This is a genomic window from Adhaeribacter sp., assembly GCF_057359045.1.
Window position 1 is genome coordinate 24,958 of record NZ_JBMQUD010000068.1, and the last position, 20,141, is coordinate 45,098.

Genomic DNA, 20,141 nt, shown 5'->3' on the forward strand with positions numbered 1-20,141 from the left:
ATATAGCATCTTTTCAAAAGAAATAAAATACCAACCGGTAACTGAGCCAAAAGAATAATACAAAAAGGTGCATACGTAACGTCCGCTATCCCGTCGAAATCTTAATTAAAATTGAAAGCAATTATTTAAAATTTTAGATTTTGCGCCAAAATGCAGCCTGTATATAGTAGCAGCCCGTATAAGTTAAACTTATAGAAAATCAACCTATTATTGGTCTGAATACTTAATTTATGATTTATGCCGAAACAGCCTGCTAAACCTTTAACCATTCTGCTTATTCAGCAAGGGCTTTATTTTAGTTTAACTGGCCTTTGGCCCTTTGTGCATTTACAGAGCTTTTTAATTGTTACGGGGCCTAAAATAGATATCTGGCTGTTAAAAACAGTAGCGGCTTTAATTTTAGTAATTGGTTTAACTTTACTCGTTGCCGGCTGGCGTCGAGAATATTCTGGGGCTATTGCTTTGCTGGGAATGGGCAGTGCTTTGGGTTTAATGGCCGTAGATATTTATTATGCTACCCACGATATTATCAGCGATGTTTATTTGCTCGATGCGGTTGCCGAAGCCGTTATTATTAGCTGCTGGGTATTCATTTTAATCCGGTTTAGAACGGTTTTGTAAATGCTTGTTATTCAGTTAGTTTTATTTTAAAAATGCAATTTTTAATTTTCTGATTCTATATAAAAACTCTATATATTTAACAGATTAAGCTAAAATAATTAATGAGATAAAATATGTTAAAAAAAAGTGCAAATATTTTTGAACCTAAAAACTAAATTTTATATTTATAGAATAGTAGCGAGTGCTACGGCTTACTGGCTGAATCCATAAGGTGCTTGGAAACCCCGGTTAAGAGATGTCGAACTTAAAGAAAGGAGGTCTAAATGTCTAGTCCGAAACAAATTTTGTCAAGCGTGAATCAAGTTGTACCTTCAACTGGTTTAAAGTTTTAAGGTCAGGCGTAAGTCTGATAGACAAAACAACCTGATTCTGACAATCTTATTATAAGATTCTTACTGGTTAAAAACCGGTTATGGCTTGGTAAGATTTTTAGGATTTATTACCTGATTGCCCGCTGGTTTTTACCAAAAGGCAATCAGGTATTTTTTTATAGTACCCTTCTAATTTGTAAAAAGCGCTGGGCGTAGCCGGTGCTGTCTACCTTACTAATTTTAACCCCTCCATTACGGGTAGCCGAGGAGGCATGTACAAATTCAATGGGTTCGCCGGGTTGGGTAATTACCACGCCAACATGCCCAGGGGTGCGGTCTTGCGGATTGGTACCGGTAAATAATATTAAATCGCCTTTACGGGCTTCGGGTACCGGCACCGGCGAACCTTGCTGTAACAATAAAGCCGATGAATGGGGAAGTTCAATGCCATATTTATCAAAAATGTGGTAAATAAAACCAGAGCAATCAAAGCCATCGCAGGTAATACCGGCCGGTAAATAAGGAGTGCCTCTTAAACTTAAGCCATAAGCCACAATGCTGTCGGCTAATACCGGAGCCTGTAAGGTTAAATTGTTGTTTGAATTCTTTTTTTTGAAAACCCGATCAAATAAGTTTTCCTTTTTATCCGAATTTAAGCCACCGTTTCGACTGTTATCGGCGTAAGTTTGCGGCGAATCCGAAGCAATAGTTTCGTGCCGGATATTATCTTTCTGCCAGAGTCCATAACCCAGTAGGAGTAGCAATACAGAACCAAAAACAATCCAGGCAAACTTCATAAGATACCATTAAAGTGAATAAAATACGTATGGTATATACGAAGTAATACGTTAATCAAATGGTACTTTCCGGAGAAATTACTTTAAACCTGGTTTATTTATTCAATTCTCTGCAAATCTACCTCGCGGGCCGGATTAATAATTAATGGTACCTTTTCTACTTTTACCGAGCTGGTATCTAAGCCAAACCATTTATCTTCGGAAGGAGTAAATTCTTTGATATAAAAGTACGCTTCCATAATTAATTTCTCCAGGAAAGGTAAATCGTTTTCCAGGGATAGAAACTTTTCAAGAACAACAAACCGGAAATCGCCGATTACATTGGCTTTGTTTAACGAATCGTACCGGCTGGTAATATCTACTTCTTTATTTTTAACCAGGTTTTCGATTACTTTCCGGAAAAATAAATTAATGCGTTGTTCTACCCGAAATCCAAGTTTAAAATCAATCCGGATAACGTCGTTAGGAGCAAGGTGGTGCACTTTGTATTCCATAGTATACGGTTCATCCATGGTATCGACGTGAATAAACCAGTAGATATCGGCGCGTTTGGGTCTCTTCTGAAAGATAGAGTAAATTATTTTCGATTCAATTTCACTCTTGCGATCGGCGCTGGTCATAAAAATCAAATGCGTCGAATATTTAGGAATTGAATTGTCTTCGCTTAGCTCCTTCAGAAACTCTACGTATTGGTTAAGTTTAACGTACTCGGTTAAGCGCCGCTTAATATAAAATGCTTTTAACCAAATATACATAACCGATACCAAGGCGAGACCAATGGCCACCGAAACCCAGCCGCCGTGCGGAAACTTAATGAGGTTAGCTACCAGGAAAGAGAGTTCAATGCTCAGGTATACTGCTAAAAATAAAAATATAATTAATGGTGAAAACTTTTTAAGGTAAAGATAATAGCTAAGCAGTATGGTAGTGGCCAGCATGGTTATGGTTATTGATAAACCGTAAGCGGCCTCCATGTTTTCGGATTCTTTAAAATAAAGTACTACCGCTACACAACCCAACCAGAGCAACCGGTTTATGCTGGGTACATACAATTGCCCTTTAACGTTGGTGGGGTAAATAAGCCGGACTTTAGGCCACATATTTAACCGGATGGCTTCACTGATAAGGGTAAAAGAGCCGGTAATTAAAGCCTGGCTGGCAATAATAGCAGCAATGGTAGCAATGGTTATGCCTATAAATAAAAACCAGGAAGGCATAATGGCATAAAACGGATTATTGTTTGCGGAGAGCGACTCGCCAACATGCAGGGTAAGCCAGGCCCCCTGACCAAAATAGTTGAGCAACAAACAGGTTTTTACAAAAATCCAGCTGATGCGAATATTGCCCCGGCCGCAATGCCCTAAATCGGAGTATAAGGCTTCGGCCCCGGTAGTACACAAAAATACGGCACCCAACAGCCAAAACCCACCCGGATAATCGTACAACAACTTATAAGCATAATACGGGTTTACAGCTTTTAAAACTTCCGGATGGTGTAAAATATTTACCAGACCTAACACACCCAGCATCAGAAACCACACCAGCATAATAGGCCCGAAAGTTTTGCCAACAATCTGGGTACCAAAACTCTGTAGCAGGAAAAGAACCGTTAAAATGGCAATTACAATGGGTACGGTAGGTATATCGGGGTATACTATTCGTAAACCCTCTATAGCCGAAGAAACCGAAATTGGCGGCGTAATTATGCCATCGGCCAAGAGCGCGCTCCCCCCAATAATAGCCGGAATGGTGAGCCATTTGGCTTTGCGGCGCACCAGCGTATACAACGAAAATATACCACCTTCGCCTTTATTATCGGCCCTTAGAGTTAAAATAACATATTTTAAAGTAGTTTGTAGCGAGAGGGTCCAGAAGATACAGGAGATGCCGCCGTAAATAAGATCTAAATTAATTACATTGCCACCCCCTAAAATAATGGCCTTCATTACGTAAAGCGGAGAAGTGCCAATATCACCGTAAATAATTCCGAGTGATATTAATAAACCGGCAGTTGAAATCCGGTGCGCAGAATGGTTTTCCGACATAAATGCAAAAAAATTTCGGCCAAAGGTAAAACAGAAATCTGGAATATATTGCTATTTGGGGCAGATATTAATGCACCTTAAAAATATTTTTAAAATCTTTTTACCTGCTCATTTACGCACTTTCTTTAAAGTTGTAATTGAATTAAAATTGTTTCATAAAAATTTAACGTCTGGTTAAAATACCATGTGCCTGTTTAGATATTAACTATTTATTAGCATGGTAGTTACTATTAAAGGCTAGAATGCATTATTTAAATTTAATAGTATAATAAATTAAAAAATAAAGGGCAAAGGTTTTTTAAGTCTTTGCCCTTTAGGTTCTCCCGAGAAAAAAAATTATTTGTTTACAGATAATAATTCTACATCAAAAATTAAAGTAGCGTTCGGGCCAATATCGTCGCCGGCGCCTTGGGCACCGTAAGCTAAGTTAGCGGGTAAAAATAACCGCCATTTGGCCCCTTCCTGCATTTTCATAAGCGCTTCGGTCCAGCCCGAAATAACGCCATTTACCGGGAAAGTAGCGGGTTGGCCGCGTTCATACGAACTATCAAATACAGTTCCATCAATTAAAGTGCCGTGGTAATGGGTGGTAACTTTATCGGTACGACCGGGAGTTTTACCGTTACCTTCTTTTATTACCTGGTACTGCAAGCCGCTGGGTAAAGTAATTACACCTTCCCGATTTTTATTTTCGTTTAAAAAAGCTTCTCCTTCTTGTTGGTTAATTTCGGCTATGCGGCTATGCGAAGCAGATTGTCGCGATTGCATCAATTGCTGTAATTCCAGCATGGCTTCCTGTACCTCATCCTGACTTAGGTTCGATTTGGTTCCGCTCATTACTTCTTTCAATCCTTGTACAAAAACATCGGGATTGATATCCAGGCCTTGTTTCTGGAAATTAGTTGCCATGTCGCGACCAATAATGTAACTGATACGGTCTTTTAAATTCTCAAATTTCATAGTTTTTTAAATTGGGCTTATAAAGGTTTGTGTTTGCCGGCGCGAATATAAACAATAGTAGCCAACCTGTCTTTTCTTGTTCAACGCAGGGCAAGATGGGAGGTTTTCGATTATGAGCTTAAATATTGTGGACGAAAGGTTAAAGAATATTATCTAAGGGATGAAATATGGGGTTTGATTTTGTAGAAAGTAACTTTAATTAAAACTCATTTAGTGTTTTAAAAGATAATAGAAACTGCAGCCATTGGTGGTGTTATCATGCCATTCTTTTAGCTTTTGCCCGATCATTTGCTGGTGAAAAGACACAGCAAGGACAAACGTACATGCTATTTTTAAAATATTAAACAGCTTCTTAAGAGTAAAAGAATATCGCTACCTGATTTATCATATACATACCAAAGATGTCTGGAGTGATGCAGGTATAATTAGGAAAGCGGTGTATGATTACTATTGCTTAAAACACGGAAATGGATTGATTTTACTTTGTAAAGGATATTTAGATAACAAGCGAAGGCTAAACGTACGATTAATATAGCAATAGCAAATACTTTTAAAATAAAAAGTCCACTTCCTTCTGGAAAGCGGACCTTTTATTTAATGTCTTTGAAATTACAAATAGAGGTGAATGTCTTCATCCGCTAAATTTAACTGAATGTCTTCAGGAGTTATCCAAACTTTAACGAGATAACCCAGCGTGCCCAGAACCAAAAAGGAGGAAAGTGTAACTATATTTTTCATGGGGAATGCTTTTAATAACAATACTAATATAACGGGTATTTATAAATATTGTTATACCGGAATGTTAAGAATATATTAAATTTTATATTCTAAAATAAAAAATTTTTTAGTTAAAAACAAGAGCCTATTTAATAAATTGTTAATTATTAAGGCCTAAAATAGCAAAGTTGTTAAAAATTGCCGTTTCAGCCTTTCTCTTACCTAGTTTTATTTTCTATAATATGTTACATATTCCGTCGGTACTGTCCGCCCACTTGGAACAAGGCATGCGTAATTTGCCCTAATGAACAATATTTCACAGCTTCCATCATCTGGGCAAAGATATTCTCATTCGCCACTGCTACTTTCTTCAGGTTCGCTAACACTTCCTCCGTTTTATCTTGATTAGCCGCGTGTAAGTTTTGCAACATGGAAATCTGGTACTGCTTTTCTTCTTCTGTAGCCCGGATGACTTCCGATGGTATAACGGTAGGGGAGCCTTTGCTGCTTAGGAACGTATTTACGCCAATAATTGGGTATTCGCCGGTGTGTTTCAGGGTTTCGTAATACAAACTTTCTTCCTGGATTTTGCCGCGCTGGTACATGGTTTCCATCGCGCCCAGCACACCGCCGCGTTCAGTAATCCGGTCGAACTCCAACAGAACAGCTTCTTCCACTAAATCGGTTAGTTCTTCAATAATAAAAGACCCTTGCAGCGGGTTTTCGTTTTTAGCTAAGCCTAATTCGCGGTTTATAATTAACTGAATGGCCATGGCGCGGCGTACGGAATCTTCGGTGGGCGTGGTAATGGCTTCGTCGTAAGCATTGGTATGCAGGGAATTACAGTTATCGTAAATGGCGTACAGGGCTTGCAGCGTGGTGCGGATATCGTTAAAATCAATTTCCTGGGCGTGCAGCGAGCGGCCGGAGGTTTGAATGTGATATTTTAACATCTGAGAACGCGCATTAGCACCGTACTTCAGCTTCATGGCTTTGGCCCAGATGCGCCGGGCAACGCGGCCAATTACGGCATATTCCGGGTCGATGCCGTTCGAGAAGAAAAACGAAAGGTTAGGGGCGAAGGCATTGATATCCATGCCACGACTCACATAATATTCCACAAAGGTAAAGCCGTTGGCCAGGGTAAAAGCCAGCTGCGAAATCGGGTTAGCGCCCGCTTCCGCAATGTGGTAACCCGATATCGACACGGAATAAAAATTACGGACGTTTTTATCAATGAAATATTGCTGCACATCGCCCATTAAGCGCAACGAGAACTCGGTACTGAAAATACAGGTATTCTGCGCCTGGTCTTCTTTTAAAATATCGGCCTGCACCGTGCCGCGCACTGCCGCTAAGGTTTTGGCTTTTATATCTTCGTAGATTTCTTTAGGTAAAACCTGGTCGCCGGTAACGCCCAGCAGCATTAAGCCCAAACCGTCATTGCCTTCCGGCAGTTCGCCGTGGTAGCGCGGCCGTTGCTGGTTTTTTGCTTTGTATATTTCTTCTATCTTCTGGTTTACTTCTTCCTCTAGTCCGTTTTGTTTAACATAAAGTTCGCACTGCTGGTCGATGGCGGCATTCATGAAGAAAGCGGTTAAGACCGCCGCCGGACCGTTAATGGTCATGGAAACCGAAGTTTTCGGGTCGGCGAGGTTAAAGCCGGAGTACAATTTTTTAGCATCATCCAGGCAGCAAACCGAAACGCCGGAGTTACCAATCTTGCCATAAATATCCGGCCGAAAATCGGGGTCTTCGCCGTAAAGGGTTACCGAATCGAAAGCCGTTGACAAGCGTTTGGCAGGCAAGCCTAAGCTCACGTAGTGGAAACGGCGGTTCGTACGTTCGGGACCGCCTTCGCCGGCAAACATACGGGTGGGGTCTTCGCCTTCGCGCTTAAATGGAAACACCCCGGCGGTGTACGGGAATTCGCCGGGCACATTTTCCTGTAAATTCCAGGTTAATAAATCGCCCCAGGCTTCGTAGCGCGGCAGGGAAATTTTGGGAATATCGAGCTGCGATAACGATTTGGTATGCGTTTTCAGCCGCAGTTCCTTATCGCGCACTTTAAAGATAAAATCTTCGTTTTTGTACGACTGTACTTTTTCCGGCCAGCGTTCCAGTAGCTTTTTATTCTGCCCGTCCAGTTGCAGTTCCAATTCGGCGTAAGCCTGGTCAAGTTGTTTAACTAAGCGGTCTTTATCTTCAAGGGTTAAGGCCTGAATCGCTTCTTTTGATTTTTGGATGCCGTACAATTTCTGAGCAATATCGGCTTGCTTTTCTACCCACTTATCATAGTTGCGGTTGGTTTCGGATATTTCGGATAAATACCGGGTGCGACTGGGCGGAATAATATAGACCTTCTCCGACATTTCGCCGGTTGCCAATAATTGCGAATCAAAGTTGACGCCGGTTTTTTCGGCTATTTTCTGCATCACCGCCCGGTACAGTTGGTTCATGCCGGGGTCGTTAAACTGCGAAGCAATAGTGCCAAAAACCGGGATTTGCTCATCGGGGGTGTCCCAAAGCTGGTGGTTGCGTTTGTATTGTTTTTTAACGTCCCGTATCGCATCCAACGCGCCGCGTTTATCAAATTTATTCAGGGCAATTACATCGGCAAAATCGAGCATGTCAATTTTTTCAAGTTGCGTGGCGGCCCCGTATTCCGGCGTCATCACGTACAAACTCATATCCGAGTGCTCAATAATTTCGGTATCCGATTGCCCGATGCCGGAGGTTTCCAAAATAATTAAATCAAAACTGGCGGCCTTTACAATATCTACGGCATCTTGCACATATTTACTTAAAGCCAAATTGCTTTGCCGGGTAGCCAACGAGCGCATATACACCCGCTCGTTGCTAATGGCATTCATCCGGATTCTATCACCTAACAAAGCGCCGCCGGTTTTGCGTTTGGAGGGGTCCACGGAAATAATGGCAATGGTTTTCTCGGGGAAATCCGCTAAGAAACGGCGCACCAATTCATCTACCAAAGAAGATTTACCCGCGCCGCCGGTGCCGGTGATGCCTAAGACCGGAGTTGTTCGTTGTTCGTTATTCGTTGTCCGGGTTTCCTCGATATTTATTAATTGGGCTTTTACTTTCTCGTATTCTTCCGGAAAATTTTCGGCCGCAGAAATTAAGCGGGCAATCGATTTGGCGTCTTTTTCTTTCAGGTGCGTTACTTCGCCGTTCAGGTTTTGGCCGGTCGGGAAGTCGCAGCGTTGTAGCATATCATTAATCATGCCTTGTAAGCCCATCGCGCGGCCGTCGTCGGGAGAATAAATGCGGGCAATGCCGTAACCGTGCAGTTCTGCTATTTCAGATGGCAGAATTACGCCGCCGCCGCCGCCAAATATTTTAATATGTCCGCAGCCGCGTTCCTGCAGCAAATCGTACATATATTTAAAATATTCTAAATGCCCGCCCTGGTAGGAGGTTAGCGCAATAGCCTGCACATCTTCCTGGATGGCGCAGTCTACAATTTCCTGCACCGAGCGGTTGTGGCCCAGATGAATGACTTCGGCCCCGGACGCCTGGATAATGCGCCGCATAATATTGATGGCGGCATCATGCCCATCGAATAAAGAAGCGGCGGTTACAATCCGAATATGATTAACAGGTTTATATATGTTTGTTTGTAGTGCTGGCATTTCAGGCTTGGGCTATTCTGTATATTCTATTAAACGAACAAAAATAAGTAAAATGGTCACGGAATTTTAAAAATATTCAAAACTGCTGCTTTAAGAACGTTTCAGATAAATTATTTCAAATATAGAAATCCTGTTTAAGCGCTGCTTTCCAATAACTACTCACCTTAATACAAAACCTTAACCTAAGCTTTTGCCGTTAAACGGCCTGTATAACTTAAATAATTAATGAAGAAATTATTTTTAAGTTGCCTTTTCTTCTTATTCTTCCGGGAAACCCAAGCGCAGAATACCGCCCCCGACATAAACGAAGAACTCTGGTACAAAAACTGTGTAATTTATAGTTTAGAGGTAGGCACCTTTAAAGACAGCAACGGCGATGGTACCGGCGATTTCGAAGGCTTAACCGGCCAGTTAGATTATTTAAAAGCATTAGGTGTAGATGCCATTTGGTTAGCTCCTTTTCATCCTTCGCCGCGCCAGGACGATGGCTACGATGTAGCGGACTTTTACAGCGTTGATCCCCAATACGGCAGCAACGGCGATTTTGCCGAGTTTATGTACCAGGCCGGTAAACACGGCATCCGGGTAATTATGGATATTGTATTAAACCATACTTCTAACCAGCACCCGTGGTTTAAAGATGCCCGCGAAAATAAAAACTCCAAATACCGCTCGTGGTACGTTTGGTCTAAAGAACGGCCGGCCGACTGGAACAAAGGCATGGCTTTCCCGGGCGTGCAAAAAGAAACCTGGACCTACGACAAAAAAGCAAATGAATATTATTTTCACCGGTTTTATAATTTTCAGCCCGATTTAAATTTTGAAAACCCCGACGTACGAAACGAGGCGCAACGGATACTGGGCTTTTGGTTAAACCAAGGCGTAAGTGGTTTCCGGCTCGATGCGGTACCCTTTATTATTGATTTGCCCAAAACCGGTGCCGAAAAACCAGAGCACATGTATTCTTTGATTTCGGAGTTTAGGCGTTTTGTGCAGTGGCGCAAAGGCGATGCCGTAATTTTAGGCGAAGCCAATGTAATGCCCGACGAGAACAAGGAATATTTTGGCGAAACCGGCGACCGCATGCACACCATGTTTAATTTTTACGCGAACCAATATTTATTTTATGGCCTTGCTACCGCCGATATTCAGCCGCTGGTAAAAGCTTTAACCGACACCCGGTTAAAACCCACTACCGCTCAATGGGCATACTTTTTGCGCAACCACGACGAAATAGATCTAGGCCGGTTAACCGAAGAACAACGCCGAAAAGTTTACCAGCGCTTTGGCCCCGATAAAAATATGCAGCTTTACGACCGCGGCATCCGGCGGCGGCTGGCACCCATGTTGGGCAATAACCGGCAAATGCTAGAGCTGGCTTATAGTTTGGTTTTTGCTTTACCCGGCACCCCCGTAATCCGTTACGGCGAAGAAATTGGCATGGGCGATGATTTGCGCTTGCCCGAAAGGTTGGCCGTAAGAACCCCTATGCAATGGTCGGAGGTAATAAATGCTGGCTTTACCACAGGGCCAAAACCTTTCCGGCCGGTTATAGACAACAGGGAGTTTAGTTACAAAAAAATAAATGTGGCCACCCAGCGCCGCGATCCTGGTTCGCTCTTAAACTGGACGGCAAATATTATCCGGCTCCGGAAAGAATGTCCGGAAATTGGTTTAGGCGAATGGCAGATCCTGAATACCGGCGCGCCCGATGTGCTCACCATCCGGTACGATTACCAGGGCCGTTCCGTAATTATGGTTCATAATTTTAGCGAGCAATCCCGGCAAATAAATATTCCCGCCAGCGCCGGTACCGATAAAATTTTGTATAATTTGTGGGAGCAAAATCAGGTAAACCTGCAAAACGGAATATTTAAAGTTGATTTACCCGGCCACGGTTACAAATGGTACCGGGTAAATAATGTTATGCGGTAATGTTGCTCGAATGAAAAATCAGAAATGATGCATTAAAAATTAGCATCCGTACAACCACTTTTGTTCTATCTGATAGATGAGTTTGCTGATAATTTAGCTGGTCTGGTGCTAATTTCCTTTCAAGTTAAGGCTTTACTATTTTATTCAGCCTACTAATAAGTTGCATAACAGATTGATTTGAATTTGAAATAGTTTATTCACTTACCAGCGCCAGGTTGGGAGATGTTTGGCAGCAGACAGGTGCGTGCTTGATATTTTACCTTGATAATAATTAATATAATGGTTGCCAGATGAAAATTCAAGCTTTAGGTATGGCCTTGTTTTTAGTATTGTTGGCCTGGGTAAACTTAGCCGGCATACCAGCGGCGATTCCAACGGAAAAAGAAAAGTTAGCCACCGAAATAGAAAAATCAATCAAAACCGAGCTGCTGAATAAGTGGTACCCACAGGCGCTAGATAAAGAATTTGGCGGCTTCCTGAGCACCTTTACGTACAACTGGCAACCCACCGGGCCACAAGATAAAATGATTGTAACGCAGGCTCGCCATATTTGGTCGAATGCCAAAGCCGCCCAATTGTACCCTTCTGAAAAACATTATTTGAGCAGCGCCCAGCACGGTATTGCTTTTTTACGCGATAAAATGTGGGACCCGGTAAATGGTGGTTTTTATACCTTGGTTAACCGGCAAGGTCAGGTAAAAGAAACCAGTGGTTACGCCGGCGGTTATAAAAATGCTTACGGCAATGCGTTTGCTATTTACGCTTTAGCGGCTTATTACCAAACTTCCGGCGATACCAGTGCCTTAAACCTGGCTAAGAAAACTTTCTGGTGGCTCGAAAAACACAGTCACGATCCGGTACACAAGGGTTACTTCCAGGCTTTAGCTAAAGATGGTACACCCATTCTTCGAACCCCCAATATTCCTTCAACTGCTGATATTGGTTACAAAGACCAAAACAGTTCTATTCATTTGTTAGAAGCTTTTACCGAGCTTTACTTAGTTTGGCCGGACCCATTGGTGCGCGAGCGCTTAACCGAAATGCTTTTGCTGATACGCGATACTTTGGTAACGCCAAAAGGTCATTTAACTTTATTTTTCACACCCGATTGGAAACCCGTTTCTTTCCGCGATTCAGGAGAAACAGCCATAAAAAAGCACTTATCGCTTGATGAAGTTTCTTTCGGACACGATATTGAGACCGCTTATTTATTACTCGAAGCTTCGCACGTTTTAGGTTTACAGGAAGATGCTAAAACCATGGCTGTAGCCAAAAAATTAACCGACCACACCATCCAGAATGGGTTTGACAAACAAGTGGGCGGCTTTTATGATGCGGGTTATTACTTCAAAAATAAGCCGGGCATTACGATTGTAAAAGATACGAAAAATTGGTGGGCTCAGGCCGAGGGTTTAAATACGCTGTTGTTAATGGCTGATCATTTCCCGCAAGACGAGCTAAATTATTTTGGCTTGTTTAAAAAGCAGTGGGCCTACATAAGTAAATATATTATTGATCATGAACACGGCGAGTGGTTTATGGGCGGGCTGGATAAACAACCCGAAATGAAAATGGCGCAAAAAGGCCAAATCTGGAAAGCCTCGTACCACCAGTTTCGAGCGCTGGCCAACGTGGTACAACGCTTACGCCCCGATAAAATAGCGCCTTCGGTTCCTAAAAACCTGACCCGTTTGGTTAACAATCAGGTTATTACCTTAAAATGGAACCAAGCCACCGATAACCAAAATTTAATTGGCTATAATATTTTCCTGAACGGAAAAAAGATTGGATTTACTCCGCTTACCCAGTTTACCTTACCTCATCCTGGTAAAAATCAATTGCATATATTTACCCTGAAAGCCGTAGATTATCAAGGCAACCAATCAGGTTTTAGCCCAGGTGTTTCTCTCTAATAATATTCTTTTATACCCACGCGATTTCTTATAAAATATTCAGAAATTGATTTGAAACCAATGGAAGTAAGTCAGAATTATGGTGTTATATCAAAGCCAAAATCTGACACTTCCTGTACTTCGCCAGGTTGTAAATCCTGCAATAAAATATTGCCAATTCTAACCCGAACCAGGCGCAAAGTAGGGTAGCCCACAGCTGCAGTCATTTTCCGGACCTGACGATTTTTGCCTTCAGTTAAGGTTACCGAAATCCAACTGGTAGGACCATGACGGTCGTCGCGAATTTTGCGGGTACGCGGTGGGAGTAACGGCGGGGTATCTAATAAGCGGGCTACACACGGCTGGGTTAGGTAGCTATTTCCTTCTACCGTTATTTCCAGTCCATTGCTAATTTGGGTAATTGCTTCGGGGGTAATCTGGCCATCTACCTGAGCGTAATATTCTTTGGTAATGTGCCGGCTGGTTACAAAGCTACTCATTTTGCCATTGGTGGTTAAAAGCAATAAGCCTTCGCTGGCTTCGTCTAAACGGCCAATGGCCATGGTGCCCGCTGGAAAAGGATACAATTCGCCTAATCGCTTTTTCTTTTTAGATTCGCCCACAAACTGGCTTAGGTAACCATAAGGTTTATGTAAAATAAAATGCCGGTGGTTCATCCGGCAAATTTATACAGTAGAAATTAATTTTAGTGACTAATTATGTCATTACTTATTTACCCAATTGGTGAAATTAACCTGATAATTTATCTCAGGCGAAATAAATTTAAAATTTAACTATGAAGCTGTTTAGGGTTTTGTAAATGGTATTAGCATTTGCCCTTGCCGCGTGTTTTCACCGGCAAGTAGTCCGGCAGAAGCTAAAATATTGGCGGTGATAACACCACCAATGGGAGCGGTTACTGCTATTTTACAAAACACTAAACAAGTTCTATATAAAAAAACCGGAACTAGCCCGGTTCTTTTATATAGTTAAATTATGTAACAGATTATTCTTTATCTAAACCTAAATTTTCGTTGCTCTTACTACCTTTTAAAGTACTGGCATTGGGCTGGTTGTTCCGGAATTCTTTGTCAGAACTATCGGCACCCCGCGAGGTATCCGACGGATTAGCTTTAGAACCCTGCGGGTAATCTGAGTTGGGTCGCGATTTACCGTGTTTAGCGCCGCCGCTGCTGCCTTCGCGGCTGGGTACATTCTCACCGCGGGTATTATCGGCACCGCCTGCTACTGGTCCTTCGTGCGGCCCTACTGGTTGGCCACTCACGCCACCTTTACCAAAATTGTCATTTTGTTGTTCTGGTCTGTTGCCATCTGTATTCTTCATCGTTTTTCTCCTTCTCTTAATATTTTACAAATGAATGCTCCGGATTATGCCCGGTGTAGTATGTACGGGTATTTTCTAATTTAAGGTTATACAAACTGTTCTTCAAATTTTTTTAACATAAATTAAAGGTTATTAAACTGGCTTTTAAATATCTGTTTCATATAGCCACAAATTACCTGTATACCATTAAATCTACCGGCTGCGTTTAAACATACTATTAAATATTTTGCTTAATTTCGTTTCAAAAATGAAGCAAATCAGTTTAAATAAACTGAAATCTATAATCCTGCCTTAAAAAATTAAGCCTATTAATTACATTCAATGGAAAATTTTATTAATACCCTTAATGATCTTGTTTGGAGCAATGCGTTAATATTTTTGTGCTTGGGAGCGGGAATTTATTTCTCGGTGGTTACCCGTTTTTTGCAGGTGCGGTATATTCGCGAAATGCTCCGCTTATTGTTCCAGGGTAAATCTTCGGATAAAGGGGTTAGTTCTTTTCAGGCTTTTTCAATAGCCATTGCCGGACGGGTAGGAACCGGCAATATTGCCGGAGTAGCTACGGCCATTGCTATGGGCGGACCCGGGGCTATTTTCTGGATGTGGATGATTGCTTTTTTAGGAAGTGCTTCGGCTTTTATAGAAGCTACACTGGGCCAGATTTACAAGCAAGTACAGGATGGAGAATACCGGGGCGGGCCAGCTTATTACATCCAGAAGGGTTTGGGAATTAAATGGTATGCCGTAGTATTTGCAGTGGCTACCGTTATTAGTACGGCATTACTCTTACCGGGCGTACAAAGCAACAACATTGCTTTAGGCATGCACAATGCTTTTGCCATAAACCCAGCTATTACGGGTGGGGCAATTACTTTGGCACTTGCTCTCATAATTTTGGGGGGCGTAAAAAGAATTGGAAAAGTAGCCGAAATAGCCGTGCCCTTTATGGCCGGTGCTTATATTTTAATGGCTTTAATTATTATCGGAATAAATATTGGGCAGGTACCATCGGTGGTAAGTCTTATTTTCCGGTCGGCTTTTGACCTGGAGCCTGCTTTTGGCGGCGTGTTTGGGATGGCCATTGCCTGGGGAGTAAAGCGGGGAATTTATTCGAACGAAGCCGGCCAGGGAACCGCCCCTCACGCCGCGGCCGCCGCCGAAACTAGTCATCCGGTAAAGCAAGGTTTGGTGCAGGCCTTTTCGGTGTACGTAGATACCCTTTTTGTTTGTACTGCCACGGCTTTTATGATATTATTTACCGGCAAATACAATGTGCAGAACCCTGCGGGCGGCTACCTGGTAGAAAACCTGCCGGGCGTAGCCGTTGGCCCGCAATTTACCCAGGAAGCGGTAAACGTTCATTTCCCGGCCATGGGTGGCGGCTTTGTGGCCATTTCGTTATTGCTGTTTGCCTTTACTACCATTATGGCTTACTACTACATTGCCGAAACCAATTTAAGTTACTTAACCGCTAAAAAAGAAAACAAATACCTGATTTGGCTTTTAAGAGCGCTTATTTTAGTTGCTACCTATTACGGCTCCGTTAAAACCGCCGAATCGGCCTGGGCATTGGGCGACATTGGGGTCGGTTTAATGGCTTGGCTAAATATTATTGCTATCATTTTACTCCGGAAGCCAGCTTTAAAGGCCTTAAAAGATTATCAAAATCAGAAAAAAGCTGGCTTAGATCCGGTATTCGATGCCCAGAAACTAGGCATTAAAAACGCTGATGAGTGGCATAAGCCCGCTCCGGAAATCCAAAAAGTTCCAGCTTAATGGGTTTGATACAACCATTGTAAGAATTAACGAGAACTCGCTAATTAAGCGGTTACTGTTGTTTTATCAAAAATACATTTCTAAAAAATAATTATTTGGTTAAGCCTGCTTTATGGCTTTAAACCTTAGTGCATGAAGATTTTAAAGTCTGAAGTTAACCAATGCCTTTCCTTAAGGCATTAAAATAAAATTCTTAAAAACATTTTATTCTTTTATCAGTTAATTAACACAGTAAAATTTAGATTTAGGTCAGAAAGAGAAGGGTTTATGAACCCTACTGCGCAAAAACTTTCTGATTTATTTTTATCCATTTACAACCGCTTTTTACTGAATAATTAATTATTGAATGCCTGACTCCTTTGCTAACCCCTTAACAGCATTGCTCTCCGATTTAACAAACGCTGAAGATATGCTGCAGGCACTCCTGAATGTTTCGCTTACGGCAGTTAACATTTTACGCCCGGTATTTGGCCCTGCAGGAGAAGTTGTTGATTTTATAATGGAGTACGTAAATCCGGCTGGGCAACGTATGTTGGGTTTACCCGAGCAACCCGGAATATCATTGTTACAATCTTATCCGGACACCGATCAGACCGGCGTTTTTAATTTTTATAAACAAGTTTTTGAAACAAATATTCCTAGCCAGTTTGATATAAGTTATATAAACGAAGGGCAGGAGATCTTTTTCCATGTGGCGGCGCATCGTAGTGGCCAGTTATTGGTTGCCGCCTATACCGATGTATTTAATCAGAACCGGGAAGCTCTGGACAAAGCTTTACGCGATAGTCACATAAGATCACAAGCCACCCGGGCCGATGCTGATTTTATACTGCAACAGCTTTATAGCATTTTTATGGATACGCCGGCTATGATTTGCATTTTAACCGGCCCGAATCATGTTTTTAAACTAGTTAATCCGCCTTACCAGGCTTTAGTCGGCAACCGGTCTATTATTGGTAAACCTATTGCCGAAGCAATGCCAGAATTAGCCGGTCAGGGAATATTTGAACTCCTGGACAATGTTTATCAAACCGGAAAAACCATTAGTGCTCACGAAAGATTGGTACAATTAGACCACGATAATACGGGCAAACCTTTAGAAGAGAATTTTTATAATTTTATTTATCAGCCTACGCATAACCCCGATGGCGAAATAGATGGTATTCTGGTTTTTGCCTACGAAGTAACAGAACAAGTACTGGCCCGCCGGCAGGTACAAACCCTGAATGAGCAGCTGGAAGCCAAAATAGTAGAACGAACCAAGGCCATGCAGCAGGCCCGGACCGAAGCCGACCACCAACGCAAACGCCTGGAACGGCTTTTTATGGAAGCGCCTACTGCTATCTCTATCTTAAGTGGCCCTGATCTGGTATATGAATTGGTTAATCCAGCGTATGAAGCGTTATTTCCGGACCGCGGTATATTGGGTAAACCTATTCTGGCGGTAATACCCGAAATAGAACATCATCCGGTTTACAAAACCTTTCGGGAAGTTTACGAAACCGGCAATACGCATGTAGAAAAAGAATTGCTCGTGCCCTTAGCCCGGCCTGGCGACGGCAAATTAGAAGACCGCTATTTTAAATACATCCAGCAGGCACGTTTTAATGAACAGGGGCAAATAGATGGCGTTCTGGTTTTTGTATTTGAAGTAACCGACCAGGTTGTTGCCCGCCAATCTATTGAAGCAAGTGCCCGCCAAATGCGCCTTATTACCGATGCCTTACCCGTATTAATCGGTTATCTGGATCAGGCAGAGAAATACCGGTTTGCCAATCAGGCTTACGAAGCTTGGTTTAATTTAAAACCCGAAGCGCTTTTGGGTAAGCCAATCAGAGTGATTATAGGCGAAAAAGCGTACGCGAATGTTCAAGCTTATATTAAAAGAGCCCTGGCCGGAGAAAGGCTCGATTTTGAGGCCAATATGCCTTACCGGCCAGATTTTGTGAAACATATCCGAACCAGTTATGTGCCCGATGTACGAAACGGTGTAGTAATTGGTTTTTATACCATGGTGCACGATATTACCGACCAGGTACTGGCCCGCCAGGCCGTAGAAGAAAGTGAGCAGCAAGCCAAGCAGTTAGCCGATGAATTGGCCCAGGTAAACCACGAGTTACGCAATGCCAATGAGCAATTAATGCGTACCAATGTAGATTTAGATAATTTTATTTATACCGCATCACACGATTTAAAAGCACCTATTCTGAATATAGAAGGCTTAATGGCAGCCTTAGTAGATCTTTTACCCGCCGAACACCTACAACCCAGAACCGTACAGCGTACCATAGAATTAATTCAGGAGTCGGTGCAACGGTTTAAAGAGACCATCAGCCATTTAACCGAAATAACCAAATTGCAAAAAGAAAACAATCCGACGGCTTCACCGGTTAATTTGTTAGCGGTAATAAACGATGTACAGCTAGACTTGGCTCCGCAAATTGCAACGGCCAAGGCCCGGATAGAAGTAGATGCAAGGCTATGCCCGACCATACGTTTTTCCCGGAAAAACTTACGTAGTATTATTTATAATTTACTATCCAATGCAATTAAATATTCGTCTCCGTTGCGGGAACCAGTGGTACACTTATATTGCCGGAATGTACCAGGTTTCTTGGTGCTATCGGTACGGGATAATGGTTTAGGCATTGATTTAGCAAAAGAACAAAAGCTTTTTGCCATGTTTAAGCGGTTGCACAACCACGTTGAAGGCACCGGCATAGGGTTATACATGGTGAAAAAAATTATCCAAAACGCCGGCGGCAAAATAGAAGTAGAAAGTAAAGTAGGGGAAGGATCGGTTTTTTATGTTTATTTCCCCATTGTTGCGAACCAGTTGCAGTGTACCTGAAGTAAATACCCTTTAACTTAATTTAAAATGAATAAAATAGCCTGTACTTTGCTGGTAGACGACGATGATACCGCCAATTTTTTAAATGAATTGCTTTTTAAAAGATTAGACGCTACCGAAAAATTGCTTGTTGCCCGCAATGGGTTAGAAGCATTGGGTGTTATTCAGGATAATTGTCCCGGTACAAGCTGCCCCAACCTTATTTTGCTGGATATTAATATGCCGGTAATGGACGGTTTTGAATTTTTGGAGGCTTATAAAGATCTCAACTTCGACCAGAAAAAGACCGTTGTAATTATTATGCTTACTACCTCATTAAACCCGTACGATGTAGAAAAAGTAAAACAGGCTAATATTGCCCGCTTGGTAAATAAACCCCTTACCAAAAAAGTGTTGGAAGAAATTATGGCGGAGCATTTTGCTTAACGAAGTATCTGCAAAGAAAAAAAGACAATCAGGTTAAAGAAGTGTTGTAAAAATGCTGCTATCCGGCTTTAGTATTTACCTGAATTCTTCCGCCAGCTTCGCCTATTCTTATAAGGGCGTTATTTAATTTAATGAATTAAAACTATATCAATTCATTTTATCAAAAATATAACAAGACTCGTCTGCTTTACATTGGGGCCAAATATTAAGAATATAGTTGTACATGAAGGCGCTACTTTCTTTGAGCGTGCTTATTTCTATTAGGCCACTCATTACGGAGTAAGTGATGGGGAGAAATAAAGTTTATTCGCTAACATTTTACCTGTTGAATCTGAAGGTTGCCAAAAGCCACTACTTTTCTTAATCGCAGCTATTAGCTTTTCTGTTAGCTTATCGGAAGTACTTAAATATACCTGAACATCTTCTACTTTTTCCTCCTGGGTTATGGTAAATTTTGCCAGCGCAAATACAAGATGTTGTCTTCTTATTTCGCCAAGAAAATCTTCGGTATTAATATGTGAACCCAAAAATATTCTAAATTTATTTTAGATTCAGGATAGTTGAAATCAAGACCCTTTATTTGGGTACCTACAGGAAACGGAATAAATACTACAATCAGAAATGATATTAAATTTTCATGTAGTTACATTTATTAGTAATAAAATAGGTGTATCAAATTTACTTTCTAACGCTACTGCCAGCATACCCACTCGTAAAAAACACCACAAAGTGCAGCTGCTCCACTCAATTTATAAAATGCTAAACAGCTTCTTTGCCTGAAACTTCATCAGCAGGAACAACACAAAATATTA

Annotated in this window: 14 protein-coding genes; 6 read left to right on the forward strand and 8 right to left on the reverse strand. The window is 41.9% G+C overall.

Going from position 1 to position 20,141, the window contains the following annotated elements:
• The first annotated feature begins 237 nt into the window (after positions 1-237).
• Entirely contained in the window at positions 238-621 is a 384-nt protein-coding gene (locus ACO1R6_RS11255) for a hypothetical protein (RefSeq protein WP_486264798.1), read from the forward strand.
• A 487-nt stretch (positions 622-1,108) separates the two neighbouring features.
• Here the strand turns inward: ACO1R6_RS11255 and ACO1R6_RS11260 are convergent, their stop codons facing one another.
• From ACO1R6_RS11260 to ACO1R6_RS11280, 5 genes are all read right to left on the reverse strand, one after another.
• Entirely contained in the window at positions 1,109-1,729 is a 621-nt protein-coding gene (locus ACO1R6_RS11260) for a C40 family peptidase (protein WP_486264800.1), read from the reverse strand.
• Positions 1,730-1,827: 98 nt separating this feature from the next.
• Complete coding sequence (locus tag ACO1R6_RS11265) at positions 1,828-3,774, reverse strand: KUP/HAK/KT family potassium transporter (protein WP_486264801.1); 1,947 nt, start codon at positions 3,772-3,774, stop codon at positions 1,828-1,830.
• Between the two features lie 336 nt (positions 3,775-4,110).
• Positions 4,111-4,734, reverse strand: coding sequence for a BamJ family beta-barrel-assembly machinery protein (bamJ, locus tag ACO1R6_RS11270; protein WP_486264802.1), 624 nt, complete (start codon positions 4,732-4,734; stop codon positions 4,111-4,113).
• Positions 4,735-5,343: 609 nt separating this feature from the next.
• Positions 5,344-5,472, reverse strand: a complete 129-nt coding sequence (locus ACO1R6_RS11275; RefSeq protein WP_486264804.1) for a hypothetical protein — start codon at positions 5,470-5,472, stop codon at positions 5,344-5,346.
• Between the two features lie 224 nt (positions 5,473-5,696).
• A complete protein-coding gene (locus tag ACO1R6_RS11280; RefSeq protein WP_486264805.1) occupies positions 5,697-9,104 on the reverse strand; it encodes a methylmalonyl-CoA mutase family protein in 3,408 nt (1,135 codons plus the stop codon).
• A gap of 225 nt (positions 9,105-9,329) precedes the next feature.
• Between ACO1R6_RS11280 and ACO1R6_RS11285 the strand changes: the two genes are divergently transcribed.
• Positions 9,330-11,039: an alpha-amylase family protein gene (locus ACO1R6_RS11285; protein WP_486264807.1), complete on the forward strand. Its 1,710-nt coding sequence runs from the start codon at positions 9,330-9,332 to the stop codon at positions 11,037-11,039.
• 290 nt (positions 11,040-11,329) lie between these two features.
• Positions 11,330-12,952 carry an AGE family epimerase/isomerase gene (locus tag ACO1R6_RS11290; protein ID WP_486264808.1) on the forward strand — a complete coding sequence of 541 codons (1,623 nt, stop codon included), beginning with the start codon at positions 11,330-11,332 and terminating at the stop codon, positions 12,950-12,952.
• Positions 12,953-13,029: 77 nt separating this feature from the next.
• On the opposite strand, the gene ACO1R6_RS11295 is transcribed toward ACO1R6_RS11290, so the two are convergent.
• Positions 13,030-13,608 carry a pseudouridine synthase gene (locus ACO1R6_RS11295; protein ID WP_486264810.1) on the reverse strand — a complete coding sequence of 193 codons (579 nt, stop codon included), beginning with the start codon at positions 13,606-13,608 and terminating at the stop codon, positions 13,030-13,032.
• Positions 13,609-13,937: 329 nt separating this feature from the next.
• Complete coding sequence (locus tag ACO1R6_RS11300) at positions 13,938-14,276, reverse strand: hypothetical protein (protein ID WP_486264811.1); 339 nt, start codon at positions 14,274-14,276, stop codon at positions 13,938-13,940.
• Positions 14,277-14,597: 321 nt separating this feature from the next.
• On the opposite strand from ACO1R6_RS11300, the gene ACO1R6_RS11305 reads away from it, so the two are divergent.
• From ACO1R6_RS11305 to ACO1R6_RS11315, 3 genes are all read left to right on the forward strand, one after another.
• Complete coding sequence (locus ACO1R6_RS11305; RefSeq protein ID WP_486264812.1) at positions 14,598-16,052, forward strand: alanine/glycine:cation symporter family protein; 1,455 nt, start codon at positions 14,598-14,600, stop codon at positions 16,050-16,052.
• A 346-nt stretch (positions 16,053-16,398) separates the two neighbouring features.
• Positions 16,399-18,903, forward strand: coding sequence for a PAS domain-containing sensor histidine kinase (locus ACO1R6_RS11310; protein WP_486264814.1), 2,505 nt, complete (start codon positions 16,399-16,401; stop codon positions 18,901-18,903).
• Between the two features lie 27 nt (positions 18,904-18,930).
• Positions 18,931-19,329 (forward strand): response regulator, encoded by a 399-nt coding sequence (locus tag ACO1R6_RS11315; RefSeq protein ID WP_486264815.1) that lies wholly within the window; start codon positions 18,931-18,933, stop codon positions 19,327-19,329.
• 272 nt (positions 19,330-19,601) lie between these two features.
• Here ACO1R6_RS11315 and ACO1R6_RS11320 read toward each other — a convergent pair whose 3' ends face one another.
• A complete protein-coding gene (locus tag ACO1R6_RS11320) occupies positions 19,602-19,856 on the reverse strand; it encodes a hypothetical protein (protein WP_486264817.1) in 255 nt (84 codons plus the stop codon).
• Between the last annotated feature and the right edge of the window lie 285 nt (positions 19,857-20,141).

Excerpts from the sequence above, each read along its gene's own strand:
- ACO1R6_RS11255 (WP_486264798.1), top strand. The coding sequence starts at position 238 with ATGCCGAAACAGCCTGCTAAACCTTTAACCATTCTGCTTATTCAGCAA.
- ACO1R6_RS11260 (WP_486264800.1), bottom strand. The coding sequence starts at position 1,729 with ATGAAGTTTGCCTGGATTGTTTTTGGTTCTGTATTGCTACTCCTACTG.
- ACO1R6_RS11265 (WP_486264801.1), bottom strand. The coding sequence starts at position 3,774 with ATGTCGGAAAACCATTCTGCGCACCGGATTTCAACTGCCGGTTTATTA.
- bamJ (WP_486264802.1), bottom strand. The coding sequence starts at position 4,734 with ATGAAATTTGAGAATTTAAAAGACCGTATCAGTTACATTATTGGTCGC.
- ACO1R6_RS11275 (WP_486264804.1), bottom strand. The coding sequence starts at position 5,472 with ATGAAAAATATAGTTACACTTTCCTCCTTTTTGGTTCTGGGCACGCTG.
- ACO1R6_RS11280 (WP_486264805.1), bottom strand. The coding sequence starts at position 9,104 with ATGCCAGCACTACAAACAAACATATATAAACCTGTTAATCATATTCGG.
- ACO1R6_RS11285 (WP_486264807.1), top strand. The coding sequence starts at position 9,330 with ATGAAGAAATTATTTTTAAGTTGCCTTTTCTTCTTATTCTTCCGGGAA.
- ACO1R6_RS11290 (WP_486264808.1), top strand. The coding sequence starts at position 11,330 with ATGAAAATTCAAGCTTTAGGTATGGCCTTGTTTTTAGTATTGTTGGCC.
- ACO1R6_RS11295 (WP_486264810.1), bottom strand. The coding sequence starts at position 13,608 with ATGAACCACCGGCATTTTATTTTACATAAACCTTATGGTTACCTAAGC.
- ACO1R6_RS11300 (WP_486264811.1), bottom strand. The coding sequence starts at position 14,276 with ATGAAGAATACAGATGGCAACAGACCAGAACAACAAAATGACAATTTT.
- ACO1R6_RS11305 (WP_486264812.1), top strand. The coding sequence starts at position 14,598 with ATGGAAAATTTTATTAATACCCTTAATGATCTTGTTTGGAGCAATGCG.
- ACO1R6_RS11310 (WP_486264814.1), top strand. The coding sequence starts at position 16,399 with ATGCCTGACTCCTTTGCTAACCCCTTAACAGCATTGCTCTCCGATTTA.
- ACO1R6_RS11315 (WP_486264815.1), top strand. The coding sequence starts at position 18,931 with ATGAATAAAATAGCCTGTACTTTGCTGGTAGACGACGATGATACCGCC.